Genomic DNA, 21,563 nt, shown 5'->3' on the forward strand with positions numbered 1-21,563 from the left:
TTTCGTTCGGGTGTAGCGCGAAGCGTGGCCACGGCAAACGGTTCACGCCGTCCCGAGCAGGGCCACGACCTCGATCGTGTCGTCGCGGCCCGGCATCGTGATGCTCTCGCCCTCGGCCGCGCCGATCAGCGCGCGGGCAAGCGGCGCGGAAAAGGCAATGCGGCCGGCTGCGAGGTCGGCCTCGTCGTCGCCGACGATCGCGACGATGCGCTCCCGGCCGCCGACCAGGATCCGCGCGCGCGATCCGAACGCGATTTCGTCGACCGGCGGCGGCGGCGCGACGATTGCGGTGACCCGGCGGGTTTGCCAATAGCGCAAAGCGCGGGCGATCTCGTCGCGGCGGATATCGTCGGCGGGCTCCTCGCCCTCCAAGACGGCGATCCGCGCGGCGATCATCGCCGGGCCGGCGGGGGTCACCACATTGGGGCCGGCGGGGATCGGCAGCTCGAAGCGCGGTTCCTTATGCTCCTCGTCGGAGTCGCGGCGAAAGGCGACGCTCATGCGCGTCCTCCGAGCATCCGGATGATCGCCGAAAAGTCGAGCGCGCCATTGCCGGCCGCGCTGAACCGTTCGTACAGTTCGGCGGCGCGCGCGCCCATCGGCGTATCGGCATGGACCGAGGCGGCGGCCGCCGCCGCCAGGCGCAGGTCCTTGAGCATCATCGCGGTGGCGAAGCCGCCCTGGTAATCGCGGTCGGCGGGGGTTTCCGGCCCGACCCCCGGCCAGGGCGCATAGCTGGTCAAGGACCAGCTCTGGCCCGAACTGACGCTGGCGATGTCGTAGAATTTCCGAGGATCGAGCCCCAATTTCTCGGCGAGCAGGAACGCCTCGCAGGTCGCGATCATCTCCGCGCCGAGCACCATGTTGTTGCAAATCTTGGCGGCCTGACCGGTGCCAGCCGCGCCGGCATGGATGACAGCCTTGCCCATGTCCTTCAAAAAAGGTTCCGCGCGGTCGAACGCCTCGGTCGCGCCGCCGACCATGAACGTCAGCGTCCCGGCATTGGCCGCCGCGATGCCGCCGGATACGGGCGCGTCGACCATTGCGTAACCCTTGGCGGTCGCCGACGCCGCGACGCGTTTCGCGGTCGCGACGTCGATCGTCGAACAGTCGATCAGGATCGCCAATGCCGGGGCGTTGCCGAACACCGCCTCGGCATAGACGCCTTCGACATGCTTGCCGGCGGGCAGCATGGTGACGACCGCCTCCGCGCCATCGCACGCCTGGGCCGCGCTGGCACGGGGCAGGCATCCCGCCGCCCCGGCCCGCTCCAGCGCCTCCTCGCTCAGGTCGAAGGCACAGACGTCATGCCCCTTCCCGGCCAGGTTCGCGGCCATCCCGCCGCCCATGTTGCCCAGCCCGATGAACCCGACGCGTGCCACGGCCTATTTCCCCGTCCAGACCGGCGTGCGCTTCTCGACAAACGCGGTCATGCCTTCCTTCTGGTCCCCGCCGCCAAACAGGCCATTGAACAGGCGCCGTTCAAAGAGGATCCCCTGCGCCAGGGTCGTCTCGAACGCGGCGTTGACCATTTCCTTGTTGGCCAGCACCGCCAGCGGAGCCATCCCGGCGATCGCGGTCGCGGCGGCGATGGCCTCGTCGATCAGGTCGGCGGCCGGAACGATACGGCTGACCAGGCCCGCGCGCTCGGCCTCCTCGGCCTTCATCATCCGGCCGGTCAGGCACAGATCCATTGCCTTGGCCTTGCCGACCGCGCGGGCCAGCCGCTGCGACCCGCCCATGCCCGGGGTGACGCCCAGCTTTACTTCCGGCTGGCCGAATTGCGCGGTGTCGGCGGCGATGATGAAGTCACACATCATCGCCAGTTCGCATCCGCCACCCAGCGCATAGCCGGCGACCGCGGCGATGATCGGCTTGCGCGTCGCGGTGACGCGTTCATAGCCGGCGAAACGATTCGAGCCGTAGACGTCGGCAAAGGTCAGGTCGGCGAGTTCCTTGACGTCGGCGCCCGCGGCGAACGCCTTGGCGCTGCCGGTGAGGACCGCGCAGCCCTGCGTCGCGTCGGCATCGAATGCCGCAAAGGCCGCGATCAGATCGGCCAGCACCTGGCCATCGAGCGCATTGAGCGCCTGCGGCCGATTGAGCGTCACCAGGGTCACCGGGCCGCGCGCTTCCACCAGGATCGTTTCGTAGGTCATGTCATCTCCGTCGCGGGCGAGGCCTTATCCGGGCGTCCATGCCAGATCGTCGGGCAGTGGCGCGAAGATCTGGCTGATCAAATGGTCGGTCACGTCATGGATGGTAAGCGGGTCCCAGCGCGGCGCATTGTCCTTCTCGACGATCAGCGCACGCACGCCCTCGACGAAATCGTGACGCTGGACGACGCGGCTGCCGACCGCATATTCCTGGCGCATCTCGTCCTCAAACGTCGGCATCGTCGCACCGTCGCGCAGCAGCTTCAGGCTGACCTTCATCGCCTGCGGCGACTTGGTCTGGAGCGTCGCCAGCGTCGCCGCGGCGAACGCGCCGCCATCGGCCTCCAGCACGGTGAAGACATCTTCGAGGTCGTCGGGGGCGAACAGGCGGTCGATCGCGTCGCGATGCGCGAGCAGGGCCGCCGGGCCGGGGTCGCTCGCCACGGCGTCGAGCAGGCCGGGCAGCGCCTGGGGGTTGGCGGCGATCGATTGCTTGAGCGCGTCCAGCCGCTCGGCGGCGACGAAGTGGCTGGCAAGGCCCAGCGCCAGGCATTCCGCGCCATCGAGCCGGTGCCCGGTCAGCGCGAGATATTGGCCGATCCGCCCGGGCAGGCGCGACAGATACCAGCCGCCGCCGACATCGGGGAACAGCCCGATCCCGGTTTCGGGCATCGCCAGACGGGTGTGCTCGGTCGCGACGCGATAAGCCGCGGGCTGGCTGATCCCGACGCCCCCACCCATCGTGATGCCGTGCATGAACGCGACGATCGGCTTGGCAAAAGTGAACAGCCGATGGTTCATCCGATATTCGACATGGAAGAACGCGCGCGCCGCGTCGCCGTCACCGGCGCCGCTGGTGGCCAGCAGCCGGATGTCGCCGCCCGCGCAGAAGCCGCGGCCCTCGGCATGGTCGATCATCACCGCCTCGACGGCGGGATCGTCGCGCCAGCGCGCCAGCGCGTCGAGCACAGCGGCGCACATCGCTGTGTTGAGCGCATGAATTGCCTGCGGCCGGTTGAGCCGGATGCGGCCGACGCGGCCGTCGGCAAAGGTCAGCACGTCGTCGCTCATCGGAGAAATTTCACGAAGCTCGTCCACATGGGGAAAAGAAAAAGCATGATGCGGGGCCGCCCCCGCGGCGGAGGAAGGGTGACAGGCGGCGGGCATGTAGGACAGCCGTCACCGCCGGGTCAGCTCGCGGCCGATGATCATCCGCATCACCTGGTTGGTGCCCTCCAGGATCGAATGGACGCGCAGGTCGCGCCAGAACCGCTCGACCGGATAGTCCATCAGATAGCCGTAGCCGCCATGCAGCTGCAGCGCGCGGTCGACCACGCTCGATCCGGTATCGGTCGCCAGCCGCTTGGCCATCGCGGCGAACCGTGTCTTGTCGGGAGCGTCGGCGGTCACCTTGGCCGCCGCCAGATAGAGGAGCGCGCGCGCCGCCTCCAGCTCGGTCGCCATGTCCGCCAGCGTGAACTGCGTGTTCTGGAAATCGGCGATCGCCGTGCCGAACTGCGTGCGGTCGCGGGTATAGCCGATCGCCTCGTCGAGGCAGCGTTGCGCGCCGCCCAGCGAGCATGCCCCGATATTGAGCCGCCCGCCGTCCAGCCCCATCATCGCGATGCGAAAGCCCTCGCCCTCACCGCCGACCAAGTTATGCGCCGGCACGCGCACGCCGTCGAACGTCACCTGGCGCGTCGGCTGGGCATGCCAGCCGAGCTTGCGTTCGTTGGCGCCAAAGCTGACGCCGGCCATGTCCTTTTCAATCACCAGGCACGAAATGCCCTTGGGGCCTTCCTGCCCGGTGCGGACCATCGTGACATAGATTTCGTTCTCGCCCGCGCCCGAGATGAACTGTTTCGAGCCGGTGACGACATAATGATCGCCGTCGCGAACTGCCTTGGTCTTGAGCGCGGCGGCGTCCGATCCCGATGACGGTTCGGTCAGGCAATAGCTGGCGATCCGGTCCATCGTCACCAGATCGGGCAGGTATTTGTCCTTGACCGTGGCCGACCCGAACCGGTCGATCATCCACGCCGCCATGTTGTGAATGGAGATGAACGCCGACGTCGCGGGGCAGCCATAGGCCATCGCCTCCATGATCAGCGCCGCCTCCAGCCGGCCGAGTGCGATCCCGCCGCTATCCTCGCCGACATAGATCGCCGCGAAGCCGAGTCCGGCGGCGGCCTTGATCGTGTCGCGCGGGAAGATGTGCCGCTCGTCCCATTCGGCGGCGAACGGGGTGATGCGATCGGCGGTGAACCGGCGCGCGAGTTCCTGGATATCGCGCTGGTCGTCGGTCAGGTCGAACTGGCCGGTCACCGTTTCGGTGCTCCCGGCGATGTCGGCCGGGGGGCGGGCCTGGCAGGGGGTTCATCGCCGCTGCCCTCGCTGCCGTCGCCCTCGCTGGGGCCGACATCGACGATGTTGGCGAGGCCGGCATCAACCGCATTCTCGTCCAGGTCGGTGATGGCGTCGTTGCGCGTCATGGCGGATTCGTTATTGGCCGGGGCGGCACCGCGCGAGCAGCCGGCGAGTGCGAGCAGGGCCAGGCCGGGAAGCAGGAGGCGAGAGGGGGAAATGGGCATCTTTCTGTCTCACTAAACCTTCCGATGGCGGACGCGATCGGCGAACGGCCGTCGCGCGACCACAGCGTCGCCGGGATCATACCAACGCGCGCCGACCACCCCTTTCTCCCACGCCGGCATTCCGGTCAACGTGCCCGGGAGCGCAGCGGGTGTCATGCGACGGCATAATGTTGGGAAGGCTCGTTTTTGGTCGACGTGCCCGTTAATAATGGTTAATTCGCGGCGGCATCGATTCTGCCGACGGGGGGCTGATTTGGGTGGAGATCGGGCACTCAGCCTGCTTAACGAAATGTTGTGGAGCAGCCTGGTGGTTGCCGGGCCGGTGCTGATCGCGACGCTTCTGGTTGGACTGATCGTGAGCGTGTTTCAGGTGACCACGCAGTTGCAAGAAATAACCCTCAGCTATGTGCCGAAGATCCTGGTCGCGGCCTTCATGCTGATCGCGATCGGGCCGTGGATGCTGGGCCGCGTGACGCATTTCGCCAGTGCGCTGTATCAGCTGATCCCGACGGTCGCGCACTGATCCGCCATGGTTTCGTTGACCGACCAGGCGATCGCCATTCTGTTGCTGACGCTGCGCGTGGTCCCCGCTTTCGGCTTCTCGCCGCCCTTCACCCTGCTGCGCGTGCCCGCCATCGTCCGGATATTGCTGAGCATCGCGCTTTCCGCCTGGATGGCCGCCGCCAACCCGCAGCATACCTGGCAATCCGACTTTCGCCAGAACGGCATAGCCGCCGCCGCGATCGGCGAGCTGGTATTGGGCATCGGTCTTGCCCTGGCGCTGCAATTCGCCTTTGCCGCGCTGCTGACGGTCGGGCGCTCGCTCGATATCCAGGCGGGTTTCGGGCTGGCGGTGCTGGTCGATCCGACGACCAGGGGCCAGATGCCGCTGGTCGGCACCCTGTTCGCCTATGCCGCGGCGGCCATCTTCTTCGCGGGCGACGGGCTGGCCGACATGCTCGCGATCTGGGCCGCTTCGATCGAGGCGGTGCCGCTGGGAACGGCGGCGGTGACCGGCGATCTGGGCGGATTGCTGGGTTATCTGTCGGCGGTGTTCGTCATCGCGTGCGGGCTGGGCGGAAGCATCATGGTCGCGCTGTTCCTGGCGGATATGGCGATCGCGTTCATGTCGCGCACGCTGCCCCAGATGAACGTCCTCCTGCTCGGCTTTCAGGTCAAGGCATTGGTGACGCTGGCCTTGCTGCCCGCCGCGACCGGATTGTCGGGCGCCCTTTTCGTGCGGCTGCTCCGCACCGCGCTGGAGGCCGCGCCGCACCTGGTGACGGCGCGCTGACATGGCCGAGGGGCAGGAACAGAACCGCACCGAACACGCCACCCCGTTCAAGCTCAAGCGTGCCCGTGAAAAAGGCATGGTGGCGCGCGGGCTCGATCTGGGGTTTCTTGCCGGCCTCATCGGACTGGCGGCATTCGTGACCGCAGCGGGCCCCCGATTGATCGCCGTGCTGGCGGTCGAGATGAAGCGGGCCCTGCTCTCCGGGATCGGTTCGGCGGGGAGCGCGCGCCCCGGGGCGGGCCTGACCACAAGCGGGCTGTGGCCGGTATTGCAGCCGGTGGTGCTGTTCGGCGGCACCGTAATTGCCGTCGTTCTCCTCGTCGAGATCGTCCAGATGCGCGGGCTGGTGTTCAGCGCCACCCCGCTCAAGCCGGATTTCACACGGCTCAACCCGGCCATGGGGCTGAAACGCCTGTTGTCGGTCAGGATGCTGAAGGAGGCGGCGAAAAGCATCCTCAAGATGACGGTCTATGCATCCGTCGCGGTGTTTGCGGTGCGCACCGCGCTGGCCGGGGCGAACGCACGGCTGACCGACGCGCCGAAGCTGGTCGACGCGCTCGACCATTCCGGGATGCGGCTCCTGCTGCTCTTCATCCTCGCCGCCATCGCGCTGGCGGTGATCGACCAGGTCATGGCGCGCGGCGAGTTCGCCAAGCTGATGCGGATGAGCAAGCGTGAGGTCGGCCGGGAACACAAGGAGCGCGAGGGCGACCCGCGCCTGAAGAACAAGCGCAAGCAACTCCACGCAGCGTTCGTCAAGCAGACGCAGGGGCTGGGCAACCTACCCGGATCGGACATGCTGGTGGTCAATCCGCATCATCTCGCAATCGCCCTGGCCTATTCACCCGGCGCGCAAAATGCCCCCGTGGTGAGGGCGATGGGCGCCGACCGCCACGCCGTGCAGCTGAAGGCCGCCGCGGTTCGCCTGGGCATCCCGATCCTTGAATCGCCAATGCTCGCGCGCGCCTTGTTCCGTACGGGAAAGGTCGGCAGCGAGATCGGCGCGGCCCATTATCACGCCGTAGCCGAACTTTACTTCAAAATCGGGGAAGCGCGGCATGATTGATCGCCTGCTGCGGAACAATCGCGACCTGCTGCTGGTCGCGGCGGTCTTCCTGATCCTGGTGATCCTGTTCGCGCCGATCCCCGCGGCGATGCTGGATCTGTCGATCATCGCCAATTTCGGACTGGCGCTGACCATCCTGCTGCTCACCTTCTACGTCGCCAAGCCGGTCGAGTTCTCGACCTTTCCGTCGCTGTTGCTCGTTGCCACGCTGTATCGCCTGTCGCTGAACATCGCCGCGACCCGCCTGATCCTGACCGGTGCGAGCGCCGGCCAGGTGATCGGATCGATCGGGACGTTTGCCGTGCAAGGAAATTTCGTCGTCGGCCTGGTGGTCTTCGCAATCCTCGTGGTCGTCCAGTATATCGTCGTGACGTCGGGGGCGCAGCGGGTTTCGGAAGTCGCCGCCCGGTTTACGCTGGATTCGATGCCCGGCGCGCAGATGAGCATCGACGCCGACCTCAACATGGGCCTTATCGAGCAATCCGAAGCCGTCCGGCGGCGGTCCGAACTGGAGCGTGAAGCGAGTTTCTACGGCGCGATGGACGGCGCCTCCAAATTCGTGAAAGGCGACGCGATCGCCGGCATCATCATCCTGCTGATCGACATCGTAGCGGGGTGGATCGTCGGCGTCCTCCAGCTCGGCATGGATTGGGGCCAGGCGCTCCAGCATTTCACCCTGCTGACGGTCGGCGACGGCATCGCCGCGCAGCTTCCGGCGCTGATCATCTCGGTAGCCACGGGAATCATCGTCACGCGGTCTTCGGCGGATCGCGAATTATCGACCGAAGTGTTCAGCCAGCTGGCCTCGGTGCCGCGCATCCCGCTGATCGTGACGGTGGTGCTGATGGCGCTCCTGTTGCTGCCCGGAATGCCGAAATGGCCGATATTGGTGATGGCCGTCCTTGCCATATTGGCGTGGCGCAGGATGCGGCGGAGCATGGCCGCCGACGCCACCGACCAGGCGGCGGCGGATGACATTGCCGCGGCGGCCGGTTCGGGGCCAGCCACCATCGAGATCCGGTTCGGTATGGAACTGGCGGTCGCGTGGAAAACCCAGGAAGCGATCATCCTCGACCGCATCGAGGGGTTGCGCGGCATCCAGGAGAAAAAGGTCGGCATCGTGTTTCCCGCGGTGCGCATCCTCGATGGCGGCGGGCTGGGGCCGTTCGACTATGAGATCAGGCTGTTCGGGTCGCGCTTTACGCTGGGCGAGGCGCGCCCGGATCGTCTGCTGGCCATCGGCGCCGCCGGCAAGCCGCCCGACATCGACGGCATCGCGACCACCGACCCGAGCTTCGGGTTGCCCGCGCGGTGGATCGAGCCCGCGCTGGAACCGGCCGCGCGCGACCGCGGCCTGACATTGGTCGATCCGCTGACCGTGTTGATCACCCAGTTCGGCGACGTCGTCGCCAGCGAAATGGCGACGTTGCTGACGCGCCCGGTCGTCACCCGATTGCTGGACCAGGTCCGTACCCGCCAGCCCGGACTGGTCGAGGAACTCATCCCCACCCTGCTCACCGTCGCCGATGTCCAGCGCGTTCTCCAGAACTTGCTGGCGGAAGGCGTCTCGGTCGCGAACACCGACCTCATCCTCGAGCATCTGGCCGATCTGGCGCGTACGCAGCGCGACCCGGCGGAACTCACCGAGCAGCTGCGCCAGCGGCTGAGCTATGCGATCTGCAACCAATTACGCGGCGACCATGCCGATCTGGCGGTGCTCAGCCTCGATCCCCGGATCGAGAACCAGATCGCCTCCGGCCTGGGCGCGGCGGCAGGCGGCGGGCTGCCGATCGAACCCAGCCTGGCCGAACGGCTGATCCGCCGCCTGTCCGCAATGGCCGATGTCATGCACAAGGAAGGGCGATCACCGGTGCTGCTGTGCGGCGGCGAATTGCGGCGTCACCTGAAGGCATTCACCCGCCGCAGTATCCCTGGTCTGGCCGTGGTATCGGTGAACGAAATCCCGATGCGGATCAACCTGAAGTCGTTCGACGTGGTCAAGCTGGAAGGATAAGTGAGGCATGGTGACCGATACCAGCGATCCGGCGGTCGCCAATCTGGAACAGCTGCTCGGCTATCTGGCGCTGGACCCGGCCAATCCGGCCCTGCTGGCGGACGCCGCAGAAGCCGCGATCGATGCCCGGCGTCCCGCCGACGCGCTCGACCTGCTCGACCGTGCGGCGGTGATCGTCCCGCCCGGCCCGCGCGAGCGCAACCTGGCGGGACTGGCCGCGATACATGCCGGCCGGTTCGACATGGCCGCGGACGCGTTCGGCGCGATGATCGCGCAAGGCGGTGACGACCCGGCGCTGCGCTACAATCTCGCCTGGTCACGAACGATGCTGGGCGACGAAGCGGGCGCGCTTGACGTGCTGGACGATGCCGCCGCCCGGGCGCTGCCCCAGGCGGCGGCGCTCCGGGTGCAGTTGCTCCATTCGGCCGGCCGGCTAGACGAGGGGGTGGAGCGGGGCAGATCCTATCTGCTGCTCTACCCCGGCGACCGCGCACTGGCCGCGGCCATGTCGGTGCTGGCGATCGACACGGGTGACGAGACACTCGCCGCCGATTGCGCGGCACAGGCACCGGACCATCCCGATGCGCTGACGACGCTGGGCACGCTCGCGCTCGGCAGAGACAACGCCACGGCCGCGCAGGACCTGTTCGATCGCGCGCTGGCGCGCAATTCCGGCGCACCCCGGGCATGGATCGGCCGGGGCTTGGCCAGCCTGCTCGCGGGGCAGCCGGACAGGGCACCCGGCGATATCGACCGGGGCGCCGAGATGTTCGGCACGCATCTGGGATCGTGGATCGCGGCCGGCTGGTCGCATTTCATCAACGGCGACCTGAACAACAGCCGCGCCCGCTTCGAGCGCGCGCTGGCGATCGATGCCACCTTCGCCGAGACGCACGGATCGCTGGCGGTGCTGGACATGCTGGCCGGCGATTCCGATGCGGCCAGGGAACGGGTCGAGATCGCGCTGCGGCTGGACCGCCAATGCTATTCCGCGGCGCTGGCGCTGGCGCTGCTTGCCGCGGCCGGCGGCGATGCCGCCAGAAGCCGGGCGATCGTCGAACGCGCGCTGCACACCCCGATCGACGGCAGCGGCAGGACCATCGGCCAGTCGCTGACCCGCATGGGACTGGAAGCCTCCGCCAAAAACTGAAGCGAGAAGGTATCTTGCGCTAATCTTCCCGTCCGTGACCCGCGCGGAAATCGCCCGCGACGCGGTCCAGCAAGATGCGCGCCTCGGGCGAATCGTCGATGATGCGCAGCACTTCTCCGGTCACCGCATCGAAAGCGGGATCGGCGACTAATTCCTCTCCCAGCCGCTCGCTCAACAGGCTACGGATCAGCGCCCGCCGGAAATCCCGTTCCGGCAGATCCTTGAGCACGGCCAGCACCGCGATGCGTTCCTGCGGCGTTGCGGAGCGATGCTCGTCGCGCGCCGTCGTCCGGGTCCGCGCGCGGTCGCTGCGCTGCAACTGCTCGCGCAACAACAGCAGAATTTGATCGGTCGCCTTTATCTCGGACATTGCGGTCTAATGCGGGCGGCCGCCGACGAACTGCCCCAGCAGGAAGCTCGTCGCCGAAGCGGCATCATCAGTGGTTGCGGCATCATTGGCGATCTCCGCGATACGGTCGATGATCAGCTGCATGTCGCGGTTCAGCGGCGGGTTTTCCTGATTGGCGGCGATGCCAAGCTTTAGCTGCTCGGTCGCCTGCGGAAACTCGTCGCGGATGAGATACGTCAGTCCGCCCACGAACAGGCGCAGGTAATTGCCCGCCGGCAACGGCGCCAGCGGCCCCCAGGTCGACAGCGCTTCGGCGGCTTCGCCCGATGTCAGCTGGAAGAATCCCAGTTGAAAGCGGGCAATGGCCAAATCGGGCGCCAGCGTCACCGCGGCCTTGAGCGCGGACAGCGCCTCGATCGGCCGGCCGATCCCGGCGAGCAACGAGCCACGCAGGAAATGGAGGCGCGGGTCTTCCGGAAAATCGGCAAGCGCCCGATCAACCAGGGCGATATCGTCGTCGCCGTGCGAGATCGCCGTCATGAGGGATTGGAGCCGTTCATCGCCGCACAGCGTCATGGATGGTCCTTCAATAATGCCTGAGGCGCCGTCGCAAGCGCTCGATGGCGCTGCGATGCAATTGGGAAACGCGGCCGTTACTCAGCCGCAACAGGTCGGCGATCCGCGCGAACGTCAGTCCTGTCTGATAATGCTGGCGGATCACAATACCTTCCTTGTCGGGCAGTTGGACGAGTCCGGCCGCCATCGCCGCCTGCGCCTGACGCCAGGCCAGTCCCTCATACGCGGTCGGCCGGACGTCGGCACCCCCGTCGGTTGCCATCATGCCTGTTCCTTCGAGCATGAGCCCCAAGGCAAGGTCGATCGCCAGATCGGCAAGACTGGCCAAGGGGTCGTCCGACCTTTCCGAAATGGCGGCAAGCGATCGCACACGCTCCTGCCGCATCCGCCGGCGCCGGCTGAGCTGAGCATCGACATCCGACATGCGCGCCATGCCGTCCGAGACGATACCCGCGATGCGGGGACGAGCAAAGACGCCGAACGGCACGCCGTTCAGCGGGTCGTAACAGTCGAGCGATTGCAGCAGGCCCTCATACGCGAATTGCTCCAGGTCGCCGCGGTCGGTGGACTGGTGCCCCCATTTGAAATGCCGGGCCGCCACCGAGCGGGCGAGGACGAGATACCGGTTGAACAGCGCCTCACGCGAACTTGTATCGTCCTCGAACCGGGCCCGGCGCCACAACGCGGCTTCCGCGCGCAGCGGATCGAGCAGGAGACCCAGCCCGGATGCGCGCTGGCGCTTCATCTGAAACTGCCCAACACGCCCTGGATGATCAGGCTCCAGCCGTCGATCAGGACGAACATCAGGAGCTTGATCGGCAGCGATATCGTGGCGGGCGGAACCATCATCATGCCGAGCGCGAGCAGGATGGCCGAGACCACGAGGTCGATCAGCAGGAAGGGCAGCAGAATGATGAAGCCGATCGTGAACGACACGCGCAATTCGTTCATGATGAACGCGGGCGCCAGCTTGAGGATGTCGACCTGGTCCGGCCGTTGCGGCACCGGCGCCCGGGCGATCGCATAGATCGCCTCGATGTCCGAATCGCGGGTTTGCGCCAGCATGAATGTCCGCAACGGAATGCTGCCCTTTGCCATCGCTTCTTCCACGCCGATATTGCCGCCGAGAAATGGCTGGACGGCCTGGCTGTTGAGCACGGCCAAGGTCGGCGCCATCGAGAATGCGGTCAGAAACAGCGCCAGGCTGATCAGCACGGCATTGGGCGGCGTTTCGGGCATGCCGAACGCATGGCGGACCATCGACAGCGTGATGATGATCCGTACGAAACTGGTCATGCTGATCATTATCGCGGGCAGGATCGCCAGCAGCGTGAGCATCAAGGTCGTACGGATGACGTCGGACGACATGCCGGCCGGCGCCGCCACGGGCGCGGCGGCGGCCGGCGTGCTCATGCCGATCGCCGCTATCACCAGCGCAACGATGAGCAGCCGCCTGATCATGCCGGCGCGTCGTTCACGACGGCCAGTTCCTGCTCGCGCAGGACACGGCTGGAGCCGGCCTGGACCAGGATTAGATATTCGCGCCCGGCGTGCCGCACCAGGCCGAGGTCGGCGTGCATCGACAACCGGCGCACTTCGACGATCTCGACCGCGCCACGTCCCGGCGCCACCCGCCGCAACCACCTTGCCAGGTCCCCCCGGCCCGTCCGTTGCCGGATCAGGAGGATCGCGAGACCGGCGATCACCGCGCAGATGACGAATGCGACCACGATCCGCGCAACCGGCACGTCGACGCCGCCGCCGCCGCCAAGCCGGCCGGCGGCCTGGTCGGCGAGCAGGATCATTCCGCGATCTCGGTCAGGCGCACGCCGAATTTATCCCCCACCGCGACGAGTTCGCCGCGCGCGACGATCGCCCCGTTGAGCCGCAATTCCGCCGCCCGGTTGAGCGCCGCGTCCAGCGTCACCACCGAATCCACGGCAAGCGCGCCAAGTTGCGCCACGGTCATGCGCGCGTCGCCGACGAACGCCTGTAATTCGATCTCGACATTGTCGATCATGCGCGAGGCAAGCGACCGACCGGGTGGGGTTTGGGTGGAGGATACGGTCTTGCTCTGGGTCACGGTCATACTCTGGATGGAGGGATCACACGATGGTGAGCTGGAGGCGATCGTCGAGCTGCCGGATCGTGCCGCGCATCGGCCCCCGGCCGGCGTCGACCGACAGTTCGACCGGTTCGCCGATCGCGCGATCGAGCATCACGACATCGCCGGCCGACAGGGTGGCGAGTTCGCTGGCGGTCAGGCCGCACCGGCCGACGAACGCCGAAACGGCCACGGACTGGTCGGCAAGCGCCGCAGCCAGCGCCCCGAGCGGGTCACGCGCCTCCACGGCGGGCAGCGTCCCTCGCCGCCATCGCGCAATCAGCGCATCGCTGGCCGCCACCCGCAACAAGGGGCCAAGTCCGTCCGCATCGACGCGATAGGTCCGCCAGCCGATGTCCGCCGCCGGCGCCGTCATGGGCCGCCACGGTACATCCAGCGACATCCCGAACGTCTCCGCGAGCCGTGTGCGCAAATCCGCCAGGCATCGTTCGCTCGCCGTCAGCAGCGCATCGCGATCGGCCGGTGTAAGCGCGTCCGGATCGTCCGGCGCACCAAACATCAAGGAAGCGACGACGGTGCCGGTCTGGTCGGGCATCAGCATCGCCAGCATGTCGTCGATGCCGATTGCCGTATCGCGGGCTAAATCGACGCCCCGGCCGAACGCAGGGTCGCCGGCCACCATCGCTTGCCGGCCGGCGAACCACGTCGCCGACCAGTCGTGCACGGCAGCACCCAGCGGGACAGCACGCGCAGCCCGCGCGACCGCTGCCTCGGGCAACCACGAACGACAGGAGGTCGCGATCATCGATGCCGCTCCCTTCAGCTCTGACCGCGGATGCCGAAGAGCTGCTGGATCATGTCGTTGGTCACGCTGATGATCTGCGACGATGCCTGGAAGCCGCGCTGGACCAGGATGAGATCGGAAAATTCGACGGTGAGGTCGACGTTCGATGCCTCCAGCCGCCGCGACTGCACCTTGCCCACGCGAACGTCGCCGCTCGGCAGGATGTCCCGCTGCGACGTATCGAGTGCCGTGAACAACCCGCCGGCCTGTTGCGACAATTGGGCCGTGTCGCGAAAATCGACGATCGCGATCGATCCCAATTGCTGTTTCTGCTCGTTCGAATAGCCGATTTCCAGCTGGCCCTGGCCGTTGACGCCGAGCGACGTGAATGTCCCCTGCCCATAGCCGTCGACCGCGGACGCACGCAGCGTCGACACGTCACCGCCGGAAAACGACGTGACACCCTGCGAAAAGTCGAAGGCGACGCTCGCGCCCGATACGCTGTCGCTGAAGGTGAGCGTCGCGGCGGTCGGATCGACGCTTCCCCCCGTGCCGAACCGCAACGTCTGCGTGCCGATCGCAGCACCCTTGTCGTCAGTGACCGCGACGTTCCAGGATCCGGTGGCGGCGTTGGCCGACACGTCCTTGGTGAAGACCGCCTGCCAGACGTGCTTGGCGCCGGTCGCATCGAATACATCGATGCCGCCGACCGTGACCGGCTTCGTCGCGCTGGACGAGAGGTTGTCGGTAAAGGCGACCTTGGTCGTCGCCTTGGGCGCGCTGGTCCGCGACAGGTCGACCGACAGCGTCTGCGGGCGCCCGGCATCGTTCAGCGTGGCCAGCCGATACTCGGTTCCGGACAGGACGATGAAGCCGCTCTTGTCGACCTCGAAGCTCCCGGTGCGCGTATAGGCGACCTTATCGCCGCGTATCAGCATCAACAGGCCCTCGCCCTGGATCGCGAGATCGAGGTCACGATCGGTCTGGCGCAACTCGCCCTGCGCGAAGTCGAGCCGGCTTTCCCCGTTGCGAACGCCGTTGCCGGCGGTCCCGGCATAGCCGTTACGCGAGCGGCTGTTCGCGCCCAGCACGTTCTCGAACGTGACGGTCGATTCCTTGAACCCCTGGGAGTTCAGATTGGCGACGTTGTTGCTGATCTGCTGCAGCCCGCGCGAATAGGCGGCCAGCCCGCTCAAGCCGATATAGATCGAACCGAACATCCTAATTCCCTTCGCGAATCTGAGAGATGCTGCTGAGCGAAAGCCCCGAAATAGTCTGTTGGTCGCCGGTCTCGATCGTCACGCGCGGGTCGCCATTGTCGAACGTCACCGCCGAAACCCTGCCCGATATCGTCGTCGCGCCCGAGGGGATGTCGACCGTGCGGCCCAGCAACCCGGCCGCCTGCAGCGTCGCCTGCGCCGATACCAGCGTGCCGAGCTTGTCGTTGGTCGTCTGCCCAAGCTGGATTTGCGAGAATTGCGCCAGCTGCGACACGAACTGGAAATTGTCGATCGGCTTCAGCGGATCCTGATAGGTCAGCTGCGTCAGGATGATCTTGAGCAGCGATTCAAAGCCAAGGCCGAAAGCGCTGGTCGCCGCATTGCCGGTGCTGCTCGTTGACGTCGCGCCCGAGGACGCCGGCGAGATGGCCGCGACTGCCTGCATGTTACTTCCCCCCGTCCTGCCGCGCGCCGGCATTGGCCTCGCTCACGCGCAATTCACTCAACACCAGCCCGTGGCGCGCGAGAACCTGCGCTACCGCTTCGCGCAGAACCTCACGCTCTCCGTCGGGAATTTCACCGCCCGCGACGGCAATCGCGACGCCTGCATCGGTCGTGTTCAAGGCTACCCGCAACCCCGACGCCGCCGATCGTTCGGGGGCCGGCCGGCGCGTGGCCGCCGCTTCGCTGGCGGGCTCGACCGGATCACCGGATGAAGCCACACGGGCAATCGGCACCGGGGTTGCAGCGATCGCGGCCAAGCGCGTGAGCGGTCCGGCGCGCGCCGGCCGGTATGCGGTCGGCTCCGATGATCCGCCATCGATCAAGACGCCGCATGGCGACCGTGGCGGCACCGCGTCATTCGTTGCCGGCGTCGCCGCAGGTGGCGCGACATTGCCGACGCCAGCGGCCTGGACCAGGTCTTCACCGGCCGATGCGTCCTGCCCGGACGGCGATGCGGCCGTAGTGACGCAAGGCAGGGGCGTTCCCTGCCCCAGGGCGGTGAAGAACCCGTGTTCGTTGAACATCTCGGCCCGGCGATCCGCGCCGGGATCACCCCAGGCACCATCACCCCGACGGCCGATTGCGCGGTCGAGGATCGCGATGAGCGCATGGGTAAACGATACGTCGCCAGCGCCCGCCCCGGCCAGGTCGGTCTGACGCCCGGTTAGGTCCGCACACCCCGGCGCTGGCGATGTCGAGATCGCGGTCATGCCGCCAGCCAGTCGAAGGTCACGCGCGCCGCCAGCGTTGCCAGCCGCTTCTCCTCATCGCGACGTTCGGCATCACGGCGCAGGTCGTCCATCGCGTGGTCGATCGCGCGCGTTCTCGCATCGATCGTCCGCCACTGGTCCTCGCGATCCGAGCAATCGCGGCCCGCCGCCTCGGCCGCCTGATGCCGCACCGCCGCAACCGCTTCGGCGCGAAGGATCTGGTCGCCCCATGCCGTGCGCATTTCCGGTGAACAATGCACGCCGGCCAACGCGGCATACCAATGATCGGCGCTTGCCGATAGATCGGCCTCCGCCTGCCGCGCCGTCGCGATCGTCGCCATTTCCTCGTCCCGCGCGACGGCCAGCGCATTTCCCGCAACGGCGCGCTCGGCCACCTGCAACAGCTGAAGATCGCGCAGCTGGGCCAGGGCGCGCCGGGCGCTCATACGACGCCCGATGTCTTGAGCGCGCGAACCGCCGCATCGAAGTCCACCGCCTCGTCCGCCGGCTGCCGGAGGAAAGCGGCGATCGGGTCGCGCAACGATATCGCGCGATCGATGCGGTCGCTGGACCGCGCGCGATACACCCCGCTGTCGATCATGATGCGATTTTCCTCATAGGCCGCCAATATCGCGACGGTCTCGCGTGCCGCCCGGGCATGGTCCGGCGCCATCAGGCGTACGGCCTGGCGGCTGATGCTGCGGACGATGTCGATCGCCGGGAAATGTCCCTGATCGGCAAGGCCGCGCGACAGGACGATATGCCCGTCGAGCAGGGATTTCATGACCTCGACGATCGGATCGTCGACATCGTCGGTCTCGCTCAACACGGTCATGATGGCGGTGATCGAACCGCCGCCGCGCACGGCGCCGCAACGCTCGACGATGCGGGGCAGCGCGGCGAAGACATTGGGGGTATAGGCGCGGACCGTGGGGGGCGCGCCCGCAGCCAGCCCGATCTCGCGCAACGCCATTGCCAATCGCGTGATCGAATCGATCAGCAGCAGGACGTGCTCGCCGCGACCGCGCCAATATTCCGCCAGCGCCAGCGCCTGTTCGACCGATCGGGCGCGCATGACCGGACTTTCGTCGGACGTTGCCGCGACCATCGTGAAGCGACCGGGACGCCCCGTCGCCCGTGCCAGGTCCCACAATGCGGAAACTTCCCTGCCGCGTTCCCCGACCAGGCAAAGCACGCACCGGTCGCAGTCGACTTGCCGAGCCAATTGCTCGATCAGGCTGGTCTTGCCGACGCCGCTTGCGGCAAAGATGCCGATCCGCTGGCCGACACCCAGCGTGAGCAGGCCGTCTATCGCCCGAATGCCCGTCGCCAGTATTTCGGTGGGGCTGACCCGGTCCAACGCCGCGGTCATGCCCGTTTCGCCGCTACGGTCGATCGATGGCGGCGCGCCGCCATCGATCGCGCGGCCCAGCGCATCGACGGCACGCCCGGCAAAGCCGCCGCCCGCGGACGACCGATCGTCGGTGATGGTCGCGGTGACCCGGGCACCTAGCCGAAATCCCCCCTCGCCATCGAGTGGCACGAGGGTGATCCCGCGATTGTCGGCCGCGACAATCTCCGCCGTCGCCGGTTCCCCCGCGACGACATCGATTTTGCACAAATGGCCCAGCGCTGCCGACGGTCCCGACGCGCGAACAAACCCCATGCCCAGCGCCTCGACAAAGCCGAATGCCGGGGCGCTGTCGATCCAGTCGAGGCGATCAAGCAGCGGATGTGTCTTCATGGCAGGCCGGCCATGTCCACCAGACCGCGCTCGACGATCGCCCATTGCACAAGCGGGTCGAGATCGGCGTGCCCCAGCTTCAGGTCGACGCGGCATTGCCCGGCATCGAGCCGAGCATCGCCTTCCACGACCGCTCCGGCAAGGTCGGCGCGCGCCGCCAGGCGGCCGATCGCATCGGGACCGGCGAAATCCGCCGTGCTGACGCGAATCCGAACGACCGCCGCGGCACCGAACCGACCCACCGCCTGCGCGGCGGCGCGGGCGACCAGGTCGGCAAGATCGGGACTGTCACCGAACATCTTCTCCACCGCCGACCGCGCCAGCAGCGCGGCAAGGCCGTCCAGCTTGGCAAGACGATCGCGCCAGGCCGCCACCGCCTCGCCAAGACCGTGCTCGACGGCGGCGGTGCGGCCAGCCTCGTCTTTCTGGACGTCGCTTCGCCCCTCCTGCCTGGCGATGATCACGTCCTCGGCGGCCTTGCGGCCCAGGTCCTGCAACCCACGCTCCAGCCGTGCAATCTCGCCGCGAAGCTCCGCCAGAAGCGGATCGACCGGCGGCCGGACGACGTTTGTGGGCAAGGGCGTGACGGCAACGCCGGACGCCGATTGCTTGACCAGCCCGCTCATCGCGACCGGGGCCGCGTGAACAGGCCGCCCGCCGCCTGCAACAGCGTCTGTCCCGGGATCCGGGGATCGGGCTTCCGGAGGGTGTCCGCGGTCGCTTCCGTCAGGGCGGCGAGCGCTGCTGCGGTCGCGGGAGCATCTGACGTCGCCGTGAGCAGGGCTTCGAACCAGGAAGAATGCCGGCCAGCCAGCGGCTCGGGTGCGCGCGCGGCCGGCTGGCGCATCGCGGCGGTTACGCGGGCGCGTTCCGTTGCGTCGAGCGCGTTCAGGATCGCGCGACGGTCGGTGTCGGACAGCGCGCCAAGCTCGGCCGCCACGGCGCTCAACCGATCAGGCGCCGGCATTGGCGTCGACCCTCTGGCGCAGCGCCGCGCGGAGCCGTTCGACCATCGCCGCGCGCTCGTCCGGCAATAATCGAGCCGGCAATGAACGAGAACGTGTCGCCATCCTCCCCCAGACCGCCGCACCGATCGATAACAGCGCAATCCCGCCGACGAGCCAGTAAAACGGGCTGCCCGGCGGCCGGCTTGGCAGCGCGCCCGCACTACCTTGCGGATCGGCCGCGGCGGTTGCCGGATAGGGCAATGCCGGCGCCGCGCCCGGCGTGGCGATGCCGATCTGGAACAGCAGTTCGTCGCCGCTTCCTTCGTTGAGCGCGATCGCGGAGGCGACCGCATTGCGCGCCAGCCGACGATCCTCGGCATTCAGCGGGGAACTGGTGGCAAGCTCCACCCGCAAGCGAAAGTCGCGGGGGGCGGTCGGGGCCGAAGCCGGATCGGAGGGTATTGCCTGGGTCGGCGCCTGGGTCGGCGCCGGGGTCGGCGGCGCGAACTCGGCGGCGCCCTTGAACGCCATGACGCGGACGTCGACTTGAACACCGGGAAGCGCCTGGTCCAGCGCGGCGCGCGCGCGGGCCCGATAATAACGCTGCACCGCCTGCTGCTCCTCGGCACCGGGCGCCAGGAACGCGTCGTCCCCGCTCGATGCGCTGAGCACACGACCGTTGCCATCCAGGATCACGACATCCGATGCCGCCAGGTCGGGCACCGAAAACGCCACCAGCCGCTGGATGCCCGCGACCCGTGCCTCGTCGAGGCGTTTGTCGATCTTCGCGACGATCTCCACCGCCGCTTTCGCATTGCTGCGGTCGCTGCGGAACAGCGAACGTTCCGGTATGGCCAGGTGGACGCGCGCGGTCTCGACATCGTCGAGCATCATGATCGTCCGCTCCAGCTCGCCTTGCAGCGCGCGCTGGTAGTTGATGCGCTGGGCAAAATCGGTCAGCCCCATGTCGGACTTGTTGAACAGCTCGAACCCGACGCCGCCCTTCAGCGGGATGTCCGATCCGGCGACGGCAAGGCGCGCCTGGTCGGCCTGGTCGTTCGGCACCATCACGGTCGTACCGCCGTCCCGCAGGCGGTAGTCGATCTGCTTTGCGCCAAGCTGGGCAACGATCGCCGAAGCGTCGGCCGGGCGAAGCTGGGTAAAGACCGGACTGTAGTCGACGCGCAGGAACAGGAAATACCCCAGCGCCAGCGTCGCGAAGATGATCGCGAACACCAGCAAGACAACGCGCAACGGGAGGCGCCGGACCTGTGTTTCGGCAGTCACAAAATATTCCGGAGACGCGTCACAGCTGCATGTTCATGATTTCGCGATAGCCGTCGAGCAGCCGGCCGCGCACCTGCATGGCGAGCTCCACCGACAGCCGTGCCTCCTCAAGGGCATAGGTCACCTGGTGGACCGGAACGCCCTCGTTGAGCGTGAACCGGCGCACCAGATCGTCGGCGGTGGCGATCTTCTTCTCGACCCCCTGCATACCGGCCGCCAGGATTTCGCCAAAGCCGCCGGTTGCAGCAGGGGTGGGAGAGGCGACCGGGGCGACGCCCAAGGACGTCAGCATCGGCGCCCCCGCCAGCACCGGATCGATCGCCGCGACCGACATCATGCCGATCGTCCAAGGTCGAGCGCGCGCGAAAACATCTGGCGCTCGATCGCCAGCGCGGAAAGGTTTGCCTCATAGGCCCGCGATGCCCGGATCATCAGCGTCATTTCCGCTGCCTGATCGATATTGGGCGTCGTCACGAAACCATCGGCACCAGCCGACGGGTCGGTCGGATCATAGATGCGTCGCATGCCGCCCGGCATTGCCTCCACATCGAGCACCTTGACCGGCACCGGCGCGGCGTCGTCGCGCCGCGCCAAGGCATCGGCAAAGCTGATATCGGGCCCCGACACGACCCGCATCGCGCGATAGGGATCGCCCGATGCGGTCCGGCTGGTATTCATGTTCGCCAGGTTCTGCGCGATCACCTGCAACCGCTGCCACTCGACGTCGAGGCCCGACCGGCTGATCGCCATTGCATCGCTCATTGCTGGCCGCCGCGGATCGCGGTGCGCGCAATTTCCATTTCGCGCCCGAGCATCTCGATCAGCGCCGAATAGCGGCCGGCGGTCGCGGCGGCGGTATCGAGATCGAGGTCGATCCGCGGTTCATCGCCGAAACGCGCCGCCGGCATCGCCTCGACACGCGGCCGGACCACGTTGATCGCGTCGATCCCGCGGGTCGCGGCAACGCGCAGGCTTTGCTCGAACGTCACCAGCGAGGGCCGATAGGTGCGGGAATTGGCGTTGGCGATATTAGCCGCGGTAACGTCAAGCCGCATCGACAGGCCGTCGAGCGACTTGGTGATGAGGGCAGCGGAAACGGGATTCAT

Annotated in this window: 29 protein-coding genes; 5 read left to right on the top strand and 24 right to left on the bottom strand. The window is 67.4% G+C overall.

Annotation, left to right across the window (positions count from 1 at the left end; genetic code table 11):
* Window positions 1-42 precede the first annotated feature (42 nt).
* From ACFE7K_RS04925 to ACFE7K_RS04950, 6 genes are all read right to left on the bottom strand, one after another.
* Window positions 43-501: a GreA/GreB family elongation factor gene (locus tag ACFE7K_RS04925; protein WP_375397054.1), complete on the bottom strand. Its 459-nt coding sequence runs from the start codon at window positions 499-501 to the stop codon at window positions 43-45.
* Window positions 498-1,382 carry a 3-hydroxyisobutyrate dehydrogenase gene (gene mmsB, locus ACFE7K_RS04930; RefSeq protein ID WP_375397055.1) on the bottom strand — a complete coding sequence of 295 codons (885 nt, stop codon included), beginning with the start codon at window positions 1,380-1,382 and terminating at the stop codon, window positions 498-500. The genes ACFE7K_RS04925 and mmsB overlap by 4 nt, the downstream gene beginning before the upstream one ends.
* Before the next feature lie 3 nt (window positions 1,383-1,385).
* The gene (locus ACFE7K_RS04935; RefSeq protein WP_375397056.1) at window positions 1,386-2,159 is read right to left on the bottom strand and encodes an enoyl-CoA hydratase; all 774 of its coding nucleotides are present in this window, start codon (window positions 2,157-2,159) and stop codon (window positions 1,386-1,388) included.
* Window positions 2,160-2,183: 24 nt separating this feature from the next.
* Window positions 2,184-3,227 (bottom strand): enoyl-CoA hydratase/isomerase family protein, encoded by a 1,044-nt coding sequence (locus ACFE7K_RS04940; RefSeq protein ID WP_375397057.1) that lies wholly within the window; start codon window positions 3,225-3,227, stop codon window positions 2,184-2,186.
* Between the two features lie 108 nt (window positions 3,228-3,335).
* Window positions 3,336-4,481: an acyl-CoA dehydrogenase family protein gene (locus ACFE7K_RS04945; RefSeq protein ID WP_375397058.1), complete on the bottom strand. Its 1,146-nt coding sequence runs from the start codon at window positions 4,479-4,481 to the stop codon at window positions 3,336-3,338.
* Window positions 4,478-4,747: a hypothetical protein gene (locus ACFE7K_RS04950; protein WP_375397059.1), complete on the bottom strand. Its 270-nt coding sequence runs from the start codon at window positions 4,745-4,747 to the stop codon at window positions 4,478-4,480. The genes ACFE7K_RS04945 and ACFE7K_RS04950 overlap by 4 nt, the downstream gene beginning before the upstream one ends.
* 208 nt (window positions 4,748-4,955) lie before the next feature.
* Between ACFE7K_RS04950 and ACFE7K_RS04955 the strand changes: the two genes are divergently transcribed.
* The 5 genes from ACFE7K_RS04955 to ACFE7K_RS04975 are packed head-to-tail and all read left to right on the top strand — an operon-like array spanning window position 4,956 to window position 10,271.
* Window positions 4,956-5,270: a flagellar biosynthetic protein FliQ gene (locus tag ACFE7K_RS04955; protein ID WP_375397060.1), complete on the top strand. Its 315-nt coding sequence runs from the start codon at window positions 4,956-4,958 to the stop codon at window positions 5,268-5,270.
* Between the two features lie 6 nt (window positions 5,271-5,276).
* Window positions 5,277-6,041 (top strand): flagellar biosynthetic protein FliR, encoded by a 765-nt coding sequence (locus tag ACFE7K_RS04960; protein WP_375397061.1) that lies wholly within the window; start codon window positions 5,277-5,279, stop codon window positions 6,039-6,041.
* 1 nt (window position 6,042) lies between these two features.
* Window positions 6,043-7,107, top strand: coding sequence for a flagellar biosynthesis protein FlhB (locus tag ACFE7K_RS04965; RefSeq protein WP_375397062.1), 1,065 nt, complete (start codon window positions 6,043-6,045; stop codon window positions 7,105-7,107).
* On the top strand, window positions 7,100-9,121 hold the full coding sequence (locus ACFE7K_RS04970; RefSeq protein WP_375397063.1) for a flagellar biosynthesis protein FlhA: 2,022 nt from the start codon (window positions 7,100-7,102) through the stop codon (window positions 9,119-9,121). The genes ACFE7K_RS04965 and ACFE7K_RS04970 overlap by 8 nt, the downstream gene beginning before the upstream one ends.
* A gap of 7 nt (window positions 9,122-9,128) precedes the next feature.
* Window positions 9,129-10,271 carry a tetratricopeptide repeat protein gene (locus ACFE7K_RS04975; RefSeq protein WP_375397064.1) on the top strand — a complete coding sequence of 381 codons (1,143 nt, stop codon included), beginning with the start codon at window positions 9,129-9,131 and terminating at the stop codon, window positions 10,269-10,271.
* A 19-nt stretch (window positions 10,272-10,290) separates the two neighbouring features.
* On the opposite strand, the gene ACFE7K_RS04980 is transcribed toward ACFE7K_RS04975, so the two are convergent.
* The 18 genes from ACFE7K_RS04980 to ACFE7K_RS05065 form a co-directional block, all read right to left on the bottom strand.
* The gene (locus ACFE7K_RS04980) at window positions 10,291-10,641 is read right to left on the bottom strand and encodes a hypothetical protein (RefSeq protein ID WP_375397065.1); all 351 of its coding nucleotides are present in this window, start codon (window positions 10,639-10,641) and stop codon (window positions 10,291-10,293) included.
* 6 nt (window positions 10,642-10,647) lie between these two features.
* Entirely contained in the window at window positions 10,648-11,160 is a 513-nt protein-coding gene (locus ACFE7K_RS04985) for a hypothetical protein (RefSeq protein ID WP_375397066.1), read from the bottom strand.
* Between the two features lie 46 nt (window positions 11,161-11,206).
* Window positions 11,207-11,941 (bottom strand): sigma-70 family RNA polymerase sigma factor, encoded by a 735-nt coding sequence (locus ACFE7K_RS04990; RefSeq protein WP_375397067.1) that lies wholly within the window; start codon window positions 11,939-11,941, stop codon window positions 11,207-11,209.
* Entirely contained in the window at window positions 11,938-12,657 is a 720-nt protein-coding gene (gene fliP, locus ACFE7K_RS04995; RefSeq protein WP_375397068.1) for a flagellar type III secretion system pore protein FliP, read from the bottom strand. The genes ACFE7K_RS04990 and fliP overlap by 4 nt, the downstream gene beginning before the upstream one ends.
* Window positions 12,654-13,001 (bottom strand): hypothetical protein, encoded by a 348-nt coding sequence (locus ACFE7K_RS05000; protein ID WP_375397069.1) that lies wholly within the window; start codon window positions 12,999-13,001, stop codon window positions 12,654-12,656. Before ACFE7K_RS05000 ends, fliP begins: the two co-directional genes overlap by 4 nt.
* On the bottom strand, window positions 12,998-13,216 hold the full coding sequence (locus tag ACFE7K_RS05005; RefSeq protein ID WP_375397070.1) for a FliM/FliN family flagellar motor switch protein: 219 nt from the start codon (window positions 13,214-13,216) through the stop codon (window positions 12,998-13,000). The genes ACFE7K_RS05000 and ACFE7K_RS05005 overlap by 4 nt, the downstream gene beginning before the upstream one ends.
* A gap of 85 nt (window positions 13,217-13,301) precedes the next feature.
* Window positions 13,302-14,066, bottom strand: a complete 765-nt coding sequence (locus ACFE7K_RS05010; protein WP_375397071.1) for a FliM/FliN family flagellar motor switch protein — start codon at window positions 14,064-14,066, stop codon at window positions 13,302-13,304.
* Between the two features lie 14 nt (window positions 14,067-14,080).
* Window positions 14,081-15,265 (bottom strand): flagellar hook-basal body complex protein, encoded by a 1,185-nt coding sequence (locus tag ACFE7K_RS05015; protein ID WP_375397072.1) that lies wholly within the window; start codon window positions 15,263-15,265, stop codon window positions 14,081-14,083.
* A 1-nt stretch (window position 15,266) separates the two neighbouring features.
* Window positions 15,267-15,710, bottom strand: a complete 444-nt coding sequence (locus ACFE7K_RS05020; protein ID WP_375397073.1) for a flagellar hook assembly protein FlgD — start codon at window positions 15,708-15,710, stop codon at window positions 15,267-15,269.
* A gap of 1 nt (window position 15,711) precedes the next feature.
* Window positions 15,712-16,479 carry a hypothetical protein gene (locus ACFE7K_RS05025; protein WP_375397074.1) on the bottom strand — a complete coding sequence of 256 codons (768 nt, stop codon included), beginning with the start codon at window positions 16,477-16,479 and terminating at the stop codon, window positions 15,712-15,714.
* Window positions 16,476-16,925: a hypothetical protein gene (locus ACFE7K_RS05030; protein WP_375397075.1), complete on the bottom strand. Its 450-nt coding sequence runs from the start codon at window positions 16,923-16,925 to the stop codon at window positions 16,476-16,478. The genes ACFE7K_RS05025 and ACFE7K_RS05030 overlap by 4 nt, the downstream gene beginning before the upstream one ends.
* On the bottom strand, window positions 16,922-18,223 hold the full coding sequence (locus tag ACFE7K_RS05035) for a FliI/YscN family ATPase (RefSeq protein WP_375397076.1): 1,302 nt from the start codon (window positions 18,221-18,223) through the stop codon (window positions 16,922-16,924). The genes ACFE7K_RS05030 and ACFE7K_RS05035 overlap by 4 nt, the downstream gene beginning before the upstream one ends.
* Entirely contained in the window at window positions 18,220-18,849 is a 630-nt protein-coding gene (locus ACFE7K_RS05040; protein WP_375397077.1) for a hypothetical protein, read from the bottom strand. Before ACFE7K_RS05040 ends, ACFE7K_RS05035 begins: the two co-directional genes overlap by 4 nt.
* A complete protein-coding gene (locus tag ACFE7K_RS05045; protein ID WP_375397078.1) occupies window positions 18,846-19,172 on the bottom strand; it encodes a hypothetical protein in 327 nt (108 codons plus the stop codon). Before ACFE7K_RS05045 ends, ACFE7K_RS05040 begins: the two co-directional genes overlap by 4 nt.
* A gap of 4 nt (window positions 19,173-19,176) precedes the next feature.
* Window positions 19,177-20,424: a flagellar basal-body MS-ring/collar protein FliF gene (gene fliF / locus ACFE7K_RS05050; RefSeq protein ID WP_375397079.1), complete on the bottom strand. Its 1,248-nt coding sequence runs from the start codon at window positions 20,422-20,424 to the stop codon at window positions 19,177-19,179.
* A 52-nt stretch (window positions 20,425-20,476) separates the two neighbouring features.
* The gene (locus ACFE7K_RS05055; protein ID WP_375397080.1) at window positions 20,477-20,794 is read right to left on the bottom strand and encodes a flagellar hook-basal body complex protein FliE; all 318 of its coding nucleotides are present in this window, start codon (window positions 20,792-20,794) and stop codon (window positions 20,477-20,479) included.
* Window positions 20,791-21,219, bottom strand: coding sequence for a flagellar basal body rod protein FlgC (gene flgC, locus ACFE7K_RS05060; RefSeq protein ID WP_375397081.1), 429 nt, complete (start codon window positions 21,217-21,219; stop codon window positions 20,791-20,793). The genes ACFE7K_RS05055 and flgC overlap by 4 nt, the downstream gene beginning before the upstream one ends.
* A complete protein-coding gene (locus tag ACFE7K_RS05065; protein WP_375397082.1) occupies window positions 21,216-21,563 on the bottom strand; it encodes a flagellar basal body rod protein FlgB in 348 nt (115 codons plus the stop codon). The genes flgC and ACFE7K_RS05065 overlap by 4 nt, the downstream gene beginning before the upstream one ends.

The sequence above is a fragment of the uncultured Sphingomonas sp. genome, assembly GCF_964244265.1.
GTDB lineage: Bacteria > Pseudomonadota > Alphaproteobacteria > Sphingomonadales > Sphingomonadaceae > Sphingomonas.

What these genes read in the sequence shown, in the direction of transcription:
- ACFE7K_RS04975 (WP_375397064.1), top strand. Translation starts at nt 9,129, where the DNA reads ATGGTGACCGATACCAGCGATCCGGCGGTCGCCAATCTGGAACAGCTG.
- ACFE7K_RS05005 (WP_375397070.1), bottom strand. Translation starts at nt 13,216, where the DNA reads ATGATCGACAATGTCGAGATCGAATTACAGGCGTTCGTCGGCGACGCG.
- ACFE7K_RS04925 (WP_375397054.1), bottom strand. Translation starts at nt 501, where the DNA reads ATGAGCGTCGCCTTTCGCCGCGACTCCGACGAGGAGCATAAGGAACCG.
- ACFE7K_RS04960 (WP_375397061.1), top strand. Translation starts at nt 5,277, where the DNA reads ATGGTTTCGTTGACCGACCAGGCGATCGCCATTCTGTTGCTGACGCTG.
- ACFE7K_RS05010 (WP_375397071.1), bottom strand. Translation starts at nt 14,066, where the DNA reads ATGATCGCGACCTCCTGTCGTTCGTGGTTGCCCGAGGCAGCGGTCGCG.
- ACFE7K_RS05030 (WP_375397075.1), bottom strand. Translation starts at nt 16,925, where the DNA reads ATGAGCGCCCGGCGCGCCCTGGCCCAGCTGCGCGATCTTCAGCTGTTG.
- ACFE7K_RS04935 (WP_375397056.1), bottom strand. Translation starts at nt 2,159, where the DNA reads ATGACCTACGAAACGATCCTGGTGGAAGCGCGCGGCCCGGTGACCCTG.
- ACFE7K_RS05065 (WP_375397082.1), bottom strand. Translation starts at nt 21,563, where the DNA reads ATGAATCCCGTTTCCGCTGCCCTCATCACCAAGTCGCTCGACGGCCTG.
- ACFE7K_RS04950 (WP_375397059.1), bottom strand. Translation starts at nt 4,747, where the DNA reads ATGCCCATTTCCCCCTCTCGCCTCCTGCTTCCCGGCCTGGCCCTGCTC.
- ACFE7K_RS04980 (WP_375397065.1), bottom strand. Translation starts at nt 10,641, where the DNA reads ATGTCCGAGATAAAGGCGACCGATCAAATTCTGCTGTTGTTGCGCGAG.
- ACFE7K_RS05015 (WP_375397072.1), bottom strand. Translation starts at nt 15,265, where the DNA reads ATGTTCGGTTCGATCTATATCGGCTTGAGCGGGCTGGCCGCCTATTCG.
- ACFE7K_RS04940 (WP_375397057.1), bottom strand. Translation starts at nt 3,227, where the DNA reads ATGAGCGACGACGTGCTGACCTTTGCCGACGGCCGCGTCGGCCGCATC.
- ACFE7K_RS04990 (WP_375397067.1), bottom strand. Translation starts at nt 11,941, where the DNA reads ATGAAGCGCCAGCGCGCATCCGGGCTGGGTCTCCTGCTCGATCCGCTG.
- ACFE7K_RS04985 (WP_375397066.1), bottom strand. Translation starts at nt 11,160, where the DNA reads ATGACGGCGATCTCGCACGGCGACGACGATATCGCCCTGGTTGATCGG.
- ACFE7K_RS05020 (WP_375397073.1), bottom strand. Translation starts at nt 15,710, where the DNA reads ATGCAGGCAGTCGCGGCCATCTCGCCGGCGTCCTCGGGCGCGACGTCA.
- ACFE7K_RS04970 (WP_375397063.1), top strand. Translation starts at nt 7,100, where the DNA reads ATGATTGATCGCCTGCTGCGGAACAATCGCGACCTGCTGCTGGTCGCG.
- ACFE7K_RS04955 (WP_375397060.1), top strand. Translation starts at nt 4,956, where the DNA reads ATGGTTAATTCGCGGCGGCATCGATTCTGCCGACGGGGGGCTGATTTG.
- ACFE7K_RS04965 (WP_375397062.1), top strand. Translation starts at nt 6,043, where the DNA reads ATGGCCGAGGGGCAGGAACAGAACCGCACCGAACACGCCACCCCGTTC.
- ACFE7K_RS05035 (WP_375397076.1), bottom strand. Translation starts at nt 18,223, where the DNA reads ATGAAGACACATCCGCTGCTTGATCGCCTCGACTGGATCGACAGCGCC.
- ACFE7K_RS05055 (WP_375397080.1), bottom strand. Translation starts at nt 20,794, where the DNA reads ATGATGTCGGTCGCGGCGATCGATCCGGTGCTGGCGGGGGCGCCGATG.
- fliP (WP_375397068.1), bottom strand. Translation starts at nt 12,657, where the DNA reads ATGATCAGGCGGCTGCTCATCGTTGCGCTGGTGATAGCGGCGATCGGC.
- ACFE7K_RS05025 (WP_375397074.1), bottom strand. Translation starts at nt 16,479, where the DNA reads ATGACCGCGATCTCGACATCGCCAGCGCCGGGGTGTGCGGACCTAACC.
- ACFE7K_RS05040 (WP_375397077.1), bottom strand. Translation starts at nt 18,849, where the DNA reads ATGAGCGGGCTGGTCAAGCAATCGGCGTCCGGCGTTGCCGTCACGCCC.
- flgC (WP_375397081.1), bottom strand. Translation starts at nt 21,219, where the DNA reads ATGAGCGATGCAATGGCGATCAGCCGGTCGGGCCTCGACGTCGAGTGG.
- ACFE7K_RS05000 (WP_375397069.1), bottom strand. Translation starts at nt 13,001, where the DNA reads ATGATCCTGCTCGCCGACCAGGCCGCCGGCCGGCTTGGCGGCGGCGGC.